Origin of the sequence: Antrihabitans spumae (genome assembly GCF_043944905.1) — a bacterium.
GTDB classification, from domain to species: Bacteria; Actinomycetota; Actinomycetes; order Mycobacteriales; family Mycobacteriaceae; genus Antrihabitans; species Antrihabitans spumae.
Genome location: NZ_JBIMSN010000125.1, coordinates 1 through 14,904, shown reverse-complemented (window position 1 = coordinate 14,904; position 14,904 = coordinate 1). Strand labels below are relative to the sequence as shown.

14 protein-coding genes and 2 pseudogenes are annotated in these 14,904 nt (G+C 63.6%); 6 read left to right on the top strand and 10 right to left on the bottom strand.

The features are described from left to right. Positions 1-343: pseudogene (locus ACHIRB_RS25330) on the bottom strand (IS30 family transposase); the annotation flags it as partial. 4 nt (positions 344-347) lie between these two features. Between ACHIRB_RS25330 and ACHIRB_RS25325 the strand changes: the two are divergent. Continuing rightward, positions 348-452: pseudogene (locus ACHIRB_RS25325) on the top strand (hypothetical protein); the annotation flags it as partial. A gap of 6 nt (positions 453-458) precedes the next feature. Here ACHIRB_RS25325 and ltrA read toward each other — a convergent pair. The 7 genes from ltrA to ACHIRB_RS25290 form a co-directional block, all read right to left on the bottom strand. Next, on the bottom strand, positions 459-1,913 hold the full coding sequence (gene ltrA, locus ACHIRB_RS25320; protein ID WP_395113845.1) for a group II intron reverse transcriptase/maturase: 1,455 nt from the start codon (positions 1,911-1,913) through the stop codon (positions 459-461). Positions 1,914-2,451: 538 nt separating this feature from the next. After that, positions 2,452-3,261 carry an IS30 family transposase gene (locus tag ACHIRB_RS25315; protein WP_395126437.1) on the bottom strand — a complete coding sequence of 270 codons (810 nt, stop codon included), beginning with the start codon at positions 3,259-3,261 and terminating at the stop codon, positions 2,452-2,454. An 83-nt stretch (positions 3,262-3,344) separates the two neighbouring features. Then, positions 3,345-3,884, bottom strand: a complete 540-nt coding sequence (locus ACHIRB_RS25310) for a hypothetical protein (protein WP_395126439.1) — start codon at positions 3,882-3,884, stop codon at positions 3,345-3,347. A gap of 91 nt (positions 3,885-3,975) precedes the next feature. Next, positions 3,976-5,130: an acetyl-CoA C-acetyltransferase gene (locus ACHIRB_RS25305; RefSeq protein WP_395126440.1), complete on the bottom strand. Its 1,155-nt coding sequence runs from the start codon at positions 5,128-5,130 to the stop codon at positions 3,976-3,978. Positions 5,131-5,159: 29 nt separating this feature from the next. Beyond that, positions 5,160-5,771, bottom strand: coding sequence for a TetR/AcrR family transcriptional regulator (locus ACHIRB_RS25300; protein ID WP_395112326.1), 612 nt, complete (start codon positions 5,769-5,771; stop codon positions 5,160-5,162). A gap of 48 nt (positions 5,772-5,819) precedes the next feature. Next, entirely contained in the window at positions 5,820-6,617 is a 798-nt protein-coding gene (locus tag ACHIRB_RS25295; RefSeq protein ID WP_395126442.1) for an SDR family oxidoreductase, read from the bottom strand. Continuing rightward, entirely contained in the window at positions 6,614-7,801 is a 1,188-nt protein-coding gene (locus ACHIRB_RS25290) for an acyl-CoA dehydrogenase family protein (RefSeq protein WP_395126444.1), read from the bottom strand. The genes ACHIRB_RS25295 and ACHIRB_RS25290 overlap by 4 nt, the downstream gene beginning before the upstream one ends. A 53-nt stretch (positions 7,802-7,854) precedes the next feature. Between ACHIRB_RS25290 and ACHIRB_RS25285 the strand changes: the two genes are divergently transcribed. Genes ACHIRB_RS25285 through ACHIRB_RS25265 form a run of 5 tightly spaced genes read left to right on the top strand, consistent with a single transcriptional unit; the run spans position 7,855 to position 13,562 of the window. Further along, entirely contained in the window at positions 7,855-9,432 is a 1,578-nt protein-coding gene (locus tag ACHIRB_RS25285) for a FadD3 family acyl-CoA ligase (RefSeq protein ID WP_395126446.1), read from the top strand. Next, positions 9,429-10,340 (top strand): enoyl-CoA hydratase, encoded by a 912-nt coding sequence (locus tag ACHIRB_RS25280; RefSeq protein ID WP_395126447.1) that lies wholly within the window; start codon positions 9,429-9,431, stop codon positions 10,338-10,340. The genes ACHIRB_RS25285 and ACHIRB_RS25280 overlap by 4 nt, the downstream gene beginning before the upstream one ends. Beyond that, on the top strand, positions 10,340-11,479 hold the full coding sequence (locus tag ACHIRB_RS25275; RefSeq protein ID WP_395126448.1) for an acyl-CoA dehydrogenase family protein: 1,140 nt from the start codon (positions 10,340-10,342) through the stop codon (positions 11,477-11,479). The genes ACHIRB_RS25280 and ACHIRB_RS25275 overlap by 1 nt, the downstream gene beginning before the upstream one ends. Then, positions 11,476-12,477, top strand: a complete 1,002-nt coding sequence (locus ACHIRB_RS25270) for an acyl-CoA dehydrogenase family protein (RefSeq protein ID WP_395126449.1) — start codon at positions 11,476-11,478, stop codon at positions 12,475-12,477. Before ACHIRB_RS25275 ends, ACHIRB_RS25270 begins: the two co-directional genes overlap by 4 nt. Next, on the top strand, positions 12,474-13,562 hold the full coding sequence (locus ACHIRB_RS25265) for an acyl-CoA dehydrogenase family protein (protein ID WP_395126451.1): 1,089 nt from the start codon (positions 12,474-12,476) through the stop codon (positions 13,560-13,562). The genes ACHIRB_RS25270 and ACHIRB_RS25265 overlap by 4 nt, the downstream gene beginning before the upstream one ends. Positions 13,563-13,617: 55 nt before the next feature. Here ACHIRB_RS25265 and ACHIRB_RS25260 read toward each other — a convergent pair whose 3' ends face one another. Beyond that, positions 13,618-14,496 (bottom strand): SCO6745 family protein, encoded by an 879-nt coding sequence (locus ACHIRB_RS25260; RefSeq protein WP_395112316.1) that lies wholly within the window; start codon positions 14,494-14,496, stop codon positions 13,618-13,620. A 169-nt stretch (positions 14,497-14,665) separates the two neighbouring features. Beyond that, positions 14,666-14,904, bottom strand: a 239-nt coding sequence (locus ACHIRB_RS25255; RefSeq protein ID WP_395127790.1) for a transposase, incomplete at its 5' end; no start/stop codon positions are given.

Here is a 14,904-nt window from a genome sequence, read left to right as displayed (position 1 = left end):
TCAGCAGCATCAACATCGACTGTGACGACATCGTCTGCATCCTCAACGACGGGCAACATCCGTTGGTGTTTTCGTTGGTGCCCCGCTGCCACGGGCTGTGCGGATCGCAGAAGTACACCTGCATCGCTGTGGCCATTGTGATCTCGGCGTGACGCGACATTTCCCGTCCCTGATCCCAGGTCACGGACTTCTTCAACGCCGCAGGCAGCTCTGCGACGGCGGCGATCATCGCATCACGCACTGTGATCGCGTCGAACCCGTCCTGCAACGGCAACAGCATGACGAACCGCGTCGTGCGTTCCACTAGCATCCCGATCGCGGACCCGTTGTTCTTGCCGATGATGTAGGGGTCGGACCGGGGCGCGGTTCCCGGATTACTCCGGGTCCGTTTCCCCGGCCCGCCCTCCGCACCGGACGTGCGACTCTCATCGCATCCGGCGCTCCACGGACTGCCACTGTTATGCGGGTATTGGCGTTCCCGCGATGCTGGTCCACGGTGTGGGGATGTTGCTTGCCCGCCACCGATACCGAGTGATCGCCACGGTAGTGGTGTCGAACATGACAATCCCTGCCGCTGCCGGACGGTTACCTGGCCTCCCGGTCAAGAACCGCCGATACAGCTCCGCCCACGTGATTCGCTTGTGCCGCTTGAGCAACCATTGGGTGACCCGATGCCAGGTGAAGAAATCGAGATACCCGAACGTCGCTTTCGACACACCGTGACGAAAATACGCACACCATCCTCGAAGCACCGGGTTGAGGCGTCCGAGCAGATCAGCCAAGCCGTGATGACGCGCCTTCTTGGTGAGCGCCCGCACCTTCGCCATGATCGAAAGCAACGCCTTCTTCGACGGATAGGTGTAGACACTCATCTTGCTGGTTCCCTTCTTTCGGCGTCGCTGGATGCGAAACCCGAGGAAGTCGAACCCCTCGTCCAGATGGCACACTCGGGACTTCTCCGCCGACAGGCGCAGCCCCAGCGGGGCGATCACCTGCGCGACTTCGTCCCAGAGCGCATCCGCATGTGTTTGGGTTCCGGCCACCATGATGACGAAATCGTCCGCGTAGCGGACGATCCGATAGGTGGCCCCGCCCCGTTTGCGGTGCGCCTCGCGCTGATAGGGACTCGTGTGCGCGTCCCATTTCGCGCAGAAATGCGCGTCCAACACCGTCAGAGCGATGTTGGCCAGCAGCGGTGAAAGTATGCCGCCTTGGGGTGTTCCGGTGTCGGAGATCCTGACCGCGCCCTCGGAGGACATGATGCCCGCCTTCAGAAACGCCTTGACCAGGGCCAGGACACGTTTGTCGACGATCCGAGTGCGGACCCGTTCCAGTACCGCGGAATGGGCCAGTTCGTCGAAACACGCCGCGATGTCGGCCTCGAAAACCCACAGGTAATTGCGGGTCCCGAGGGCGTGGATCTCGGCGATCGCGTCCTGGGCACGCCGCCGAGGACGGAAACCGTAACTGACCGGTTCGAAATCCGCCTCGAAGATCGGCTCCAAGACCAACAACAACGATGCCTGAACCACACGATCCATCGCCGTTGGGATGCCGAGTCGCCTGAGCTTGCTGCTGCCCGGTTTGGGAATGAGTCTCTCCCGCACCGGAAGTGGAGCAAACGTCCGAGACTTCACCTGCTCCCGAACTTGACTCAGAAACGCCACGACCTCGGCGTCGCCGACAATGGACGACGGAGCCAGCCGGTCAACCCCGGCCGAACGAGCACCCTTGTTCCCCTGCACCCTTTCCCACGCCACGGTGAGGAAATCCGGGTGGTGGACGAGATTGAACACATCATCGAAGCGGCGGTCGGAATCTTCGACCGCCCAGTGGTGCAGCTTGCGTTGCATCTGTCGTACCCGCCGTGCCGCCCGATCGGGATCGGGCCACGACAGCTCACCAGTATTCACCAGTGCCTCCGTTCGTGACTTGCCTGCTGCATCAATTCCGCTGGGGCCCTTCGCCATGTGCGGGGCTTTCCCCCGCTCGGACTACTACGGCCCCTCCGCCCCACCGCGCGGCCATCGACAGACGACGCATCAACCCGACCCCGTCGCCCAGGATGGAAACGACGGCTCGGGAGCCACACGGCGGTTCCCACGTTCACTGCGAACCGATCGAGGAGTGAGGTGCCCAGCTATGCCCCTGCGATATCGCCACGGCTACGCCGCAGGCCTTCACCGTGGCCTCCGGAACCGGCGACCTAAACCGAGCCCGGAGTTCCCAACACCTCGAAAGGCGTTGGTGCGCATCGCAGACCAGCCCGAATCCACCGGGTTTAGAGCTGGCGGGAGACTTGAGAGGCGTTAGAACACTGGTTCCTCGCGTACACCTTCTCCTCTTGCTTGCCGGACCCGGACCATCCGGTAGTGCTGGCCCGTCCCGTCGTTGTCGGGGCTGCTTGCCACCCTCACCGGCGTCTCCCGGATCGGGCTACCCCCAGCTTCGCTAGGCTGCTGCGACAGCCCAACGGTGTCGGTCTCTCACCTCCACTCGGTTACACAGCGCCTCGTGGCGCACCAGGTCACCCTCCCAATGCCCGGGCACCGCACGTCCAGCAACCTCGGCCGGCCGCTGGGAAATGTTGACCATGTCCGGAATCCGCCCGCGCCGCTCATCGCCGCGGCGCTGCACCTTGCGCAGCGCGCGCCCGGTCCGAAGATGCTGCACCAGTTCACGTTTGAGGCCGCCTCTGGCCTGCACATACAGCGACTGGTAGATCGTTTCGTAGGACACGTGCATCTCCGAGCAGTCCGGATAGGTCCGCTTCAGAGTGGCCGATATCTGCTCCGGGGACAACTTGTCTGTCAACAGTTTCTGCACCTGTTCGCGCAGTGCAGCGTTGACGGCCAGTTTGGCCGGCTTAGGGCGGCGAGCCCGCAGCCGCGCTGCCCGCTCCGCAGCATGCGGACGATACTTCGCCAGGTAGTCACTGTTGCGTTTGAGCTCGCGACTGACCGTCGACGGTGCCCGGCCCAACACCGCAGCGATGGCCCGCATCGTCGCACCGGCGACCCGCATCTCATAGATCACTTCACGCTCTGCGACGCTGAGATAACGTCCCGAGGGTGGGCTCGGTTGCCGTGGACGCACACCGCCGTGCTCTCGCACCCACTTCTGCGCGGTCGTGACACCGACACCGACGGAACTGGCAGCGTCGGGAACCGACACCCCCGAACCCCGCAAATCCCAGAATCGATACCGAACCGCACTCTCGATCCACGGCCACCGTCCAACACCAAGCATCTTCGTCAACACCCCTCAATGATCAGCGATGTTGCGTCGACCGCGTGAACCCAAGGAGGTTGGGACCTCCGAAAGGACGCACGAGGCCGAAGGCCCTATGCCCGGTCGGTGCCGATCGGGGCGTCGTGGCCCCAGGTCTCGCCGAGTTCGTCGACCGTCGCACCTTCCTTGCCGACGACCAGCAGGTACTTCTGCAGATTCTTCGCCTCTAAGGTGAGGAACACGACGGCACCTTCGGGGCTGTCTTCGAGCGAGTAGAGCGTGTAGTCCGAGCCATCGTCGAGCTGGCCCGGCTGCGGCTCCGACACCTCGAGCGTCGCGAGCGCGGTGTCGACTCCGGACGCCGTCGGGAAGCCGTAGATCGCGAACTCGACGGCGTCGGTGTCCTTGCACTCGATGCCGACCGTGGCACCGGATTCCTCACCCGGTGAGGTGTTCGTCTCGCACGACGCACCGTGGTATCCGGTGGCCGACGGCGAGGTGGGGAGCAGCTCGGGGAACGCGTCGGCGATAGCCTGCGCCGGTCCCCACGGCGCCTTCGGTGCTGCATTCGACAGCGCCGCTGTCGATACCGCGGTGGTGCCGATGACGGCGGCGACGATGGCGGTGCGGGCGAACGTGCGGATGGTGATCATGTGCTGGTTGCCTTCTCTCGGTGTGGTGTAGCTGTTGAGAGAAGCTTCGCCGGTGGCGCTGTGCGGCCTCTTAACGAACGCTGAACGAAACTCAGCGGTCGAGACGCTCGATGATCGTCGCGTTCGCTGTTCCGCCACCTTCGCAGATCGTCAGCAGCCCGTAGCGGCCGCCGGTCCGCTCCAACTCGGCGAGCAGGCTCGCGAACAGCTTCGCTCCCGTCGCGCCGAGCGGGTGCCCGAGCGCTATTGCTCCACCGTTGACGTTGACGCGTTCCGGATCTGCACCCGTCTCCTTAAGCCAGGCGAGCACGACAGGCGCGAACGCTTCGTTGATCTCTATGACATCCATGTCGTCGATCGACAGGCCTGACTTGGCGAGCGCGTACTCGGTAGCCGGGATCGGGGCGCTGAGCATAAATATCGGATCGGCGCCGCGGGCACTGAGATGATGAATGCGAGCGCGTGGGACCAGATCATGTTCGGCGAGAGCGCGTTCCGACGCCAGCAACGTTGCACTGGCACCATCGGAAATCTGGCTCGCGACAGCGGCAGTCAGTCGGCCTTCAGGACTCAACGGCTTGAGCGACGCCATCTTTTCCAGGCTCGTCTCGCGTGGACCTTCGTCGGTCGTGTAATCACCGACCGGGACGATCTGCTTGTCGAAACGACCGCCGTCGATGGCCGCGCGGGCACGCTGATGGCTACGTAATGCCCAGCGCTCCATGTCTTCTCGGCTGATATCCCACTTCCCCGCGATCATCTCCGCGCCACGAAACTGCGATACCTCCTGGTCGCCGTAGCGGGCCTCCCACCCTTTCGACCCAGCAGTCGGAGTTTGGAACCCGTACTGCTGCCCGACCAACATCGCTGCTGCAATCGGGATCTGACTCATGTTCTGTACACCGCCGGCGACAACGAGGTCGGCGGTACCGCTCATGATCGCCTGCGCCGCAAAGTGAATCGCCTGCTGGCTCGATCCACATTGGCGATCGACGGTGACGCCTGGCACCTCCTCGGGCAGACCCGCAGCCAACCACGCTGTGCGAGCGATGTTTCCAGCCTGCGGACCGATCGCATCGACACAGCCGAAGACGACGTCGTCGACCTTCGCAGCATCGATGCCGTTACGTTCGATGATCGCTCGAATCACCGTCGCGCCGAGATCGGCTGGGTGAACGGTGGAGAGCGCGCCGCCACGTTTCCCTACTGCTGTGCGGACGGCATCGACGATGTAGGCGTCGGGCATGACGAGCTCCTCGGATCTTGTTGTTGCAGTCAGGGTTTGGCGAGGCCGTCGAGTACGACGGCAAGATACTGTTTGGCAATGGTCTCGGCGGTGAAGGATCCCCCTGGGCGGTACCACCGCACGGCGACCCAGACGGTGTCGCGTAGGAATCGATAGACGAGTTCGACATCGATGTCCGGGCGAAAGCTGCCGTCCTTGGCGCCCGCTCGGAGCACCCCGATCCAGAGCGCTCGGAACTCGACGTTGCGGTCGTTGATGTAGGCGAACCGCTCGACGGTGCGCAGCCGCTTCGCCTCGTCCTGGTAGATCGCGACAGCCGAGTGCGACGCGTCGATCGCTTCGAAGGACGCGACAACCAGGGCCTCCAAGGTGTCGCGCGGCCCGAGCCCGGCGTCGACGATCTCGCGGTAGCGGGCGAACAGTGCATCGAGAAATCCGCTGAGAATTTCGTCGACCATCGACTCCTTCGAGTCGAAGTGGTGATAGAGGCTGCCGGACAGGATGCCTGCTGCATCTGCGATGTCGCGGACGGTCGTCGCGCGCATGCCCCGTTCGGCAAAAAGCCTGGCAGCAAGCTCGAGCAACTCGTCTCGGCGTCCCGTTGCCTTCGTCTGATCGTTGAATCCAAGTGACGACGTCATATCTGGAACTTTAGTTACCAAACGCTTGCTAGGCATTTCTGTGCATCCCTAGGCTCGCTGGCTGCTGACGGAGACAACCTCGCCCGTCAGGTACGTCGTGTAGTCGCTCGCGAGCATCGCGATCGTCGCCGCAACCTCCCATGGTTCCGCTGCGCGACCGAACGCTTCACCCGCGGCAAGTCGCGACAACAGTTCCTCCGACGTCACCTTGGCGAGAAATGCGTGATTGGCGATGCTCGGCGCGACCGCGTTTATTCGGACCCCGAACTCCGCCGCCTCGATTGCACTGCAGCGGGTCAACGCCATGACACCTGCCTTCGCCGCGGCGTAGTGCGCTTGACCATGCTGCGCCCGCCAGCCGAGCACACTTGCGTTGTTGACGATCACGCCGCCGTGCCCCGCGCGCCGAAAATAGTTCAATGCTGCCCGCGTACACCTGAACGTACCGTTCAACGTGACGTCGATGACGCGGTCCCACTGCTCGTCCGTCATATCGACGACCGGAACCTCTCCCCCGAGGCCGGCATTGTTGACGACAATATCGATGCGCCCCAACTGATCCGCCGCTGCCGCGAACAATGCGGTCACCTGTTCGGACGAGCTCACGTCGCACACGACCGCGCCGACCCTCCGCTGCGGATGAGCCTCGGCCAATTCGGCACGCATCGACTCCAAACGCCTTTCGTGCCAATCGGAGACAACGACGTCAGCGCCCTCGGCCAGCATTCGGCGCGCAGTCGCGGACCCGATACCTGTTCCAGCCGCAGCGGTCACCACCGCCGCTCGACCGGTGAGCAGTCCGTGGCCTGGAATCTCTTGCGGTGCAATCGACAACGAGTCGGTCACGGTCGCGCCTCTCTCGGCAGGCCGAGCACACGCTCGGCGATGATGTTGCGCTGTATCTCGTTCGAACCGCCGTAGATCGTGTCGGCTCTGGTGAAGAGGTACAGCCGTTGCAGTTCCTGCAGTCCACCGTTCTCGACGGCTCCGTCGGCGACGAGCGACTGCGCGCCCATCACCTCCATCGCAAGCTCACCGAGACCTCGATGCCAGTTGGCCCAGAACAGTTTTGCCACCGAGGCTGCGCCGCCGGACGAATCGGCGGAGTCCATCGTTCGCAGCGCATGCGCGCGCATGACGCGCAATCCCATGGCCGCTCGGGAGAGCTTGGAGCGGATTAGCGGATTCTGCGCTGCCCCATTACGTTCCGCGAGTTCGGCGATACCTTCCAGTTCGCGTGCGAATCCGATCTGCTGACCCAGCGTCGATACACCACGCTCGAAGGTGAGGGTGCCCATTGCAATTCGCCAACCTTCGCCGACACCACCGACCACCAGATCCGCGTCGGTGTGCGCGTCGTCGAAGAAAACCTCGTTGAATTCCGATGTGCCGGTCAGCTGAATGATCGGGCGTACGGCGATGCCCGGTTGCTTCATGGGGACCAGAAGGTAGGAAAGTCCTTTGTGCCGAACCGAACCCAGCTCGGTGCGCGCGACGACGAAACACCAGTCCGCGACGTGTGCAAGAGAAGTCCATACCTTTTGACCGTTGATGGACCAGCGGTCGCCGTCGAGACGGGCCGCGGTCGATACCGACGCCAGATCCGATCCGGCCCCGGGTTCGGAGTAACCCTGGCACCACAGCTCGGTTACGTTCTTTATGCCCGGCAGAAATCTCTGCTTCTGGTCCTCGGTGCCGAATGCAATCAGCGTCGGGCCGAGCAGTTCTTCGCCGATATGAGAGACGCGCGCCGGTGCGTTGGCGCGTGCGTATTCCTCGTGGAAGATCACCTGCTGTTCCAGCGTCGCCGCGCGTCCGCCGTACTCCGTCGGCCAGCCGAGACACGTCCAACCGGCTGCCGCTAGATGCCTGTCCCAGGCCAGCCGTTCGTCGTAACCTTCATGTTCACGACCAGGACCGCCGAGGCCGCGTAGCTTCGCGAACTCACCCGTCAGATTTTCGGCAAGCCACGTCCGTATGGACGTCGCGAACAACTCGTCGTCGTCGGTCCTGCCCTGGCTCACTCCCACACGGGTAGGATAACCTACCAAGCACTTGCTTTGTCGAACGGTTAGGAATGTGAGTGACAGACGACGCCGTCTCTGGGACAACCGAGACCCCGCAGACCACTCCGACTGCGCTGCATCATGCCGCGCGCGCCTTCGGCGACCACGACGCAATCGTCGACGGCACCGTGCGGTGGACCTACTCCGACCTGCTGCAACAGGTCAGAACTACTGCTCGCGCGTTGATGGCGCGAGGTATCGACACTGGGGATCGCATCGCGATCTGGGCACCCAACACCCATCACTGGATCGTCGCCGCCCTTGCCGCGCAGTACGCGGGAGCTGCGGTCGTCCCGATCAACACGCGCTACACCGGGACCGAAGCGCACGACATCATCCAACGTTCGCAGGCGCGAGCACTCTTCGTCGCGGGCAGGTTCCTCGGCAAGGACAGACTCGCCGACCTGCGTTCGGTTTCCGGCGAACTGGCGATCGAGACAGTCATCCGGATACCCGTCGACGACGACGAGACCGATGCCGCATCCGGTGATCTCACGTGGGCCGACCTCGAACTGTTCGCTCGTGCGGTGTCGCCCAACGATGCCGACGAACGCGCGCTGGCTGTCGCACCCGACGACCTCGCCGACATCATGTTCACCTCGGGCACCACAGGACGCAGTAAGGGCGCGATGTCGGCACACAGACAATCGCTGGCCACATCGCGCGCCTGGGCGGAATGCGGCCAACTGAGCAGCGCCGACCGCTACCTGGTCATCAATCCGTTCTTCCACAACTTCGGTTACAAGGCCGGCATCCTGGCCTGCCTACAAACGGGGGCGACGCTCGTACCGCAACTCGTCTTCGATGTGGAAGCGGCGATGCGCAACGTGGACGAACAGAAGATCACCGTGCTGCCCGGTCCGCCGACGATCTATCAAACAATTCTCGACCACCCCGCTCGCGGCACCTACGATCTCAGCTCGCTGCGGTTCGCAGTCACCGGCGCCGCGGTGATTCCTGTCGTCATGATCGAACGTATGCAAGCCGAACTCGACATCGACATCGTGCTGACGGCCTACGGGTTGTCCGAGGCATCGGGCTTCGGCACCATGTGCAACGCCGACGACGACGCCGTCACTGTTGCCACCACCTGCGGACGCCCGATCGCCGACTTCGAATTGCGCATCGCCGACACCGGCGAAGTACTGCTTCGCGGACCGAACGTGATGCTCGGATATCTCGACGATCCCGAAAACACAGCAAAGACAATAGATTCCGACGGTTGGCTGCACACCGGCGACATAGGGTCGCTCGACGATCGCGGCAATCTTCGTATCACCGACCGCCTCAAAGACATGTACATCAGTGGTGGTTTCAACGTCTATCCCGCCGAGATCGAACAGGCGTTGGCCAGAATCGACGGAGTCGCGGAGACTGCTGTCATCGGCATTCCCGACGACCGCCTAGGCGAGGTCGGCAAAGCGTTCGTTGTCACCGCACCCGGCCGCAGTGTCAGCGCCGAAGACGTGATCGCCTTCGCGAGAACAGAGTTGGCGAACTTCAAGGTGCCACAAGTGGTCGAATTCGTCGATGCGCTTCCCCACAACGCGGGCGGCAAAGTACTCAAACGTCAACTACGCGAGGAGTCGTCGTGACAGATCCCGAGAACGAAGCGGTCACCTACGCCAAGCGCGGCAAGATCGCGGTTGTCACGCTGAACCGCCCCGAGTACCGGAACGCGCAGAACTCCGTCATGACCTATGCGTTGGATGCTGCATTTCAGCGGGCGGTCGATGACGCCGACGTTTCGGTGATCGTGTTGGCGGGCAACGGAAAACACTTCAGCGCAGGACACGACATCGGCACGCCCGGGCGCGACCATCACGTGCACTACGACAACAAGGCTGTCATGTGGTGGGACCACGTCGACCGCGAAGGCGGTGATCAGCGCTACGCCAGAGAGATGGAGGTCTATCTCGGCATGTGTCGGCGCTGGCGCGAACTGCCGAAGCCGACCATCGCGATGATCCAGGGCGCGTGCATAGCCGGCGGACTGATGCTCGCCTGGGTCTGCGACCTGATCGTGGCCTCCGACGACGCGTTCTTCTCCGATCCCGTTGTGCGAATGGGCATCCCGGGTGTCGAATACTTCGCACATCCGTGGGTGCTCGGACCACGAGCCGCGAAGGAGATCTTGTTCACCGGCGACCGCTTTTCCGCACAGCGCGCCTACGAGTGGGGCATGGTCAATCGTGTTGTGCCGCGCGAAGATCTGGAGACGGAAACCTTTGCCATCGCGGAGCGAATCTCGGCAATGCCGCAGTTCGGGTTGGCCCTGACCAAAAAGGCTGTCAATCAATGCGAAGACCAGATGGGCATGCGTAACGGTATGGATTCCGTGTTCGGTCTGCACCACTTCGCGCACGCTCACAATGCCGAGGTCGGCGCCGATTCGCTCGGCGGGATGAACGCGAAGTCGATGAAAGACAGTGCTTCCAAAGACGGCGCTTCCAAGGATGACGCCTCCAAGGATAACGCCTCCACAGACAAGGCTGCCGAATAATGAATCTCGATCTCGACGAGGCTGCGACAACGTTTCGGGAAGAGGTCCGCGATTTCCTTGCGGCCAATGTCCCTGCCACCCCGCTCGCATCGATGGACACCAAGGCCGGATTCGAGGCGCATCGCGAATGGGAACACACACTGGCGGCGGCGCGGCTGTCCGTCGTCGCGTGGCCGAGCGAGTTGGGTGGCCGCGATGCGTCACTGCTCGAGTGGGTGTTGTTCGAGGAGGAGTACTACGCGGCACAGGCACCGGGACGGGTCAGCCAGAACGGTATTTTCCTCTTGGCACCAACCCTTTTCGAGCACGGTACTCCCGAGCAGCTCGCTCGATTGATGCCTCGGATGGCCCGAGCCGACGACATCTGGGCGCAGGCATGGTCGGAGCCCGAAGCAGGCAGCGACCTGGCCTCCATCCGGTCCAGCGCGCGGCAGACCGATGGCGGCTGGATCCTGAACGGGCAGAAGACGTGGAGTTCGCGAGCCAGCTTCGCGGACTGGGGCTTCGGCCTGTTTCGCACCGACCCGGCTGCGCAGCGTCACAAAGGTCTGACCTACTTCATGTTTCCGCTGACTGCCGACGGCGTTACGGTGCGCCCGATACCGCAACTCGACGGGGAGCCAGGGTTTGCGGAGATCTTCTTTGCCGACGTATTCGTGCCCGACAGCGACGTCATCGGGACCGTCCACGACGGCTGGCGGGTGGCCATGAGTACGTCGAGCAACGAGCGGGGGTTGTCGCTTCGTAGCCCGGGCCGATTCAATGCAGCCGCCGATCGCCTTGTGGAACTGTGGAATTCGAACGCCGACCCTGCCGACACCGCGTTACGTGATCGAGTCGTCGACGCGTGGATAGGTGCACAGGCATACCGCCTGCACACGTTCGGCACCGTTACCCGGCTCAGCGACGGTGGCTCGCTCGGCGCCGAGTCGTCCATCAACAAGATCTTCTGGTCCGAGTTCGACGTGGCCCTGCACGAGACCGCGCTCGATCTTCTCGGACCCGATGCCGAACTCGCGGGTTCGTGGCAGGACGGCTACCTGTTTTCACTGTCGGGTCCGATCTACGCGGGCACCAACGAGATTCAACGCAACATAGTCGCCGAGCGACTACTTGGACTTCCGAAAGCGAGCCGATGAGATTCGCCCTTTCCACCGAGCAGCAGGATTTCGCAGCGAGCCTGCGAGACCTCCTCGCCAGCGCGAAGACGCCCGACGTGATCCGATCCTGGGGCGCGGGCGAACACGATCAGGGCCGCAAGTTGCTGCGCCGATTGGCAGACACGGGCGTGTTCGGGCTCGGCATCGCCGAAGAGTTCGGCGGGTTGGGCGATCACCCTGTCGACCTGGTGACAGCCTTCGTCGAAGTAGGCCGCGCCGGCGTACCCGGTCCGTTGGTCGAATCGGCTGCGGCTATACCTGCGCTGCTGGAAGCTCTGCAGGACAATGCAAGTGCTGAGTTGTGGCTACCTCGTCTTGCGGATGGCGATGCACTCGGCTCACTCGTTCTGCACCCGTCGACACCGCGCGCCCTCGATGCCGACGTCTGCGACGTCGTGCTGCACATCGAAGGGTCGGCGGTGCATTACGGCAACACAGCGTCGAGCGCGAGGTCGGTCGATGCAGCACGGCGGCTCTACGAGGTCGACCCGGCTGAGTCGATCGCAACGGGTGCCGACGTAACGCAGGCAACAGCAGCAGCTTTCGACCGAGCAGCGCTGGCGTGCGCTGCTCAGTTGCTCGGCGCGGGTTATGCCACGCTCGACATGGCGACCGAATACGCCAAGGGCAGAGTTCAATTCGGCCGACCCATCGGCGAATTCCAAGCGATCAAGCATCATCTGGCCGACGCGATGGTGAGCCTCGAAATGGCGAAGCCACTGCTCTACGGCGCTGCGGTCGCCGTCGCGAACAACGAACCGACTGCATCGCGCGACATCTCAGCCGCAAAGGTCGCGTGTGGAGACGCCGCCTATCGCGCAGCGCGAAAGTCGTTGCAAACGCACGGCGCAATCGGGTACACCGCCGAATACGACCTTTCCCTGTGGCTCACCAAGATCCGCGCTCTGCTCGTCGCGTGGGGCACCCCAGCGATACACCGTCAACGCGTAGCCGATTCCTTGCGGACCGTGTCATGAGCCCGCCGACCGACGAGCAGCTCACGCTGGCAGCGACCGTCCGCGCGGTCGTCGCCAAACATGCAGGCCCGACTGCGGTGCGAGCGGCCGCCTCGAGCGAACGCGGCTACGACGAAAAGCTGTGGGCATTGTTGTGCAACCAGATCGGAGTCGCGGCATTGGCCGTGCCGGAGGAGTACGGCGGAATCGGAGCGGGCCTCGTCGAAGCGAACCTCGTGCTCACCGAACTCGGACGAGCGCTCGTGCCGTCGCCGATGCTCGGATCAGCCGTGCTGGCAGCGCACGTCCTGCTGGAGTCGAAGGACGCCGACGCGTGCGCACGACTGCTGCCCGGGATTGCAGAAGGCACCACGATCGCCGCCTTCTGCTGGGCAGACGCATCCGGTTGGTCGACACCGGGTCCGCTCGTCGAGAGCGATGGCACCCTCAGTGGCACAGCCCATTACGTGCTCGACGGCAAGAGCGCCGACGTCTTGATTGTCGCCGCACGCGCGTCGCAGGGCGTAACGCTGTTCGAGGTAGATCCGGGACAGGACGGCGTCGTCCGACGCACCTCACCCGGCATGGACCCGACGCGACCACTCACGGTTGTGGAGTTCTCCGAGGTCGACGCCAGACCCATCGCAGCCGCAGACGCCGACCGGACACTGGCGCGTGTTCGAGACATCGCGTGTGCGGCACTTGCCGCCGAGCAGGTCGGCGCCGCGCAAGGATGCCTCGAACTGACCGTCGACTACACCAAGTCGCGGGTGCAATTCGGCAGACCGATCGGCAGTTTCCAGGCGCTGAAGCATCGAATGGCCGACATGTACGCGCTTGTCGAAACCGCGCGGTCGGCAGCCGATGCCGCTTCGGCATCGCTGGATCCGGCCGACTGCGCGGTCGCCAAGGTGTACTGCTCGGAGGCGTTCAGCCACGTTGCAGCCGAAGCGATTCAGTTGCACGGCGGTATCGCGATCACCTGGGAACACGATGCGCAGCTGTATTTCAAACGCGCGCATGGCAGTTCGCAACTGTTCGGGCAACCCGACGAGTACGTCGAGCGCTTCGCTGCCGGCCAACTCGCCGAGCAGGCACTTACCTGAACTAATCGCGAGTGGACACCACGACAAGTGCCTGCTCGACGCCGGAACTAGCTACCTAGTCCGGCCAGACCTCGTTCGCCCACGATGCTCCGAATGCGCTGCGCGGGAAGACCCCCGACGCCATGATCGTGGTGTGCAACTCGTGGCAGATCGACCCCAGACGCTCGAATCCGTCGTCTCCCAATGCTTCCCACGGTGCCAGCGCCAAGTCGTCCGTCAGCTCCTCGACGGCTTGGCGCACCTCGGTGCCGAGTTCGGTCAGAACGCCGGCGCCGTCGAGCAGGTCCCGATCACGCAAGCCTGCAGCCGCGCCGTCCCACTGCTCTTGCGACCACCCTCGTAGCGCCATCGCCATGTCGGCGACGAAGCCGCGCTCGGTCGCCGTGTGCGTTATCAGCGCCTCGAGCCCCGACAGCCCGACCGTCATCAAAGCACCGGTATGTCCGTCGCCACGGTATTCACGAAGCAGCGTCAACGCGTGCCACAGGCGCAAATGCGGTTCTTCGGGCCACGTCAGCCCAGCGTGCGCGGCAAAAAGGGGTCGGCCGTCCGGCGCCGCCGAAAGTGCCGCTGTGGCTGCGAGATCCGCCGCCTCGGCGACGTTCGACGATTCGACGAGTCGGTCACCGAGGACAGCACGCATGGCTGCGTCGACACCGCGGACCCGCGCGGCAACGATCTCCTCTGGCGAACAGAGTGCCCACGCGCGGGGAATCGACTCGGCGATCAATACAGGATTGAAGTTGTAGAACGACGCGGCGACAACGGGAGCAGTGACCTCACCCATCGCAGCCGACCGACTGGCGAAGTAGCACATTCGACCTGCTTCGAGGCCTGCGTCTACGAGGCTTTCCGCCACGAGGGGCGAGAAGTACGACAGCGTATGCACGGTGTCCAGTGGTTTGGCGTATTGCCCGACTGTCGCAGCATCCATGCTTGCAACCTACCGTGCGGGGCGCTGCGCGCCTCGTGAGTCTTTCCGGAGGGCCCAGAGGCTGTTGCCGAATTGATTGCGGCTTCTGAGGGCTGCTGAGAGTCGGTGTCGTCGTTCGGTGAAGGTATCTGCCGATTCGGCGAGATGGGTCGGCGTTTCCCGGCTGATCTCAGGCGGTCACTGCGGTCATGGTGAACAGTCGGGCGAGGTTGGTGACGGCAGCAGCGAGGTGAAGTTCACCTTTCGCTGCTGCCAGGCCCCGGCGGGAAAATTGGCGTAGCCGACGTCGATCTTTGAGGTGACCGTTGACCGGTTCGACCACTGCGCCGCGTCGAGTGTAGGCGCGGTGCCCGTCGGGGGTGGCCAGCAACGCTTTCATCTGGGCCAGCTTGGTCGAATCCGGCGGCG

Excerpts from the sequence above, each read along its gene's own strand:
- ACHIRB_RS25310 (WP_395126439.1), bottom strand. The coding sequence starts at position 3,884 with ATGATCACCATCCGCACGTTCGCCCGCACCGCCATCGTCGCCGCCGTC.
- ACHIRB_RS25305 (WP_395126440.1), bottom strand. The coding sequence starts at position 5,130 with ATGCCCGACGCCTACATCGTCGATGCCGTCCGCACAGCAGTAGGGAAA.
- ACHIRB_RS25300 (WP_395112326.1), bottom strand. The coding sequence starts at position 5,771 with ATGACGTCGTCACTTGGATTCAACGATCAGACGAAGGCAACGGGACGC.
- ACHIRB_RS25275 (WP_395126448.1), top strand. The coding sequence starts at position 10,340 with ATGAATCTCGATCTCGACGAGGCTGCGACAACGTTTCGGGAAGAGGTC.
- ACHIRB_RS25270 (WP_395126449.1), top strand. The coding sequence starts at position 11,476 with ATGAGATTCGCCCTTTCCACCGAGCAGCAGGATTTCGCAGCGAGCCTG.
- ACHIRB_RS25265 (WP_395126451.1), top strand. The coding sequence starts at position 12,474 with ATGAGCCCGCCGACCGACGAGCAGCTCACGCTGGCAGCGACCGTCCGC.
- ACHIRB_RS25260 (WP_395112316.1), bottom strand. The coding sequence starts at position 14,496 with ATGGATGCTGCGACAGTCGGGCAATACGCCAAACCACTGGACACCGTG.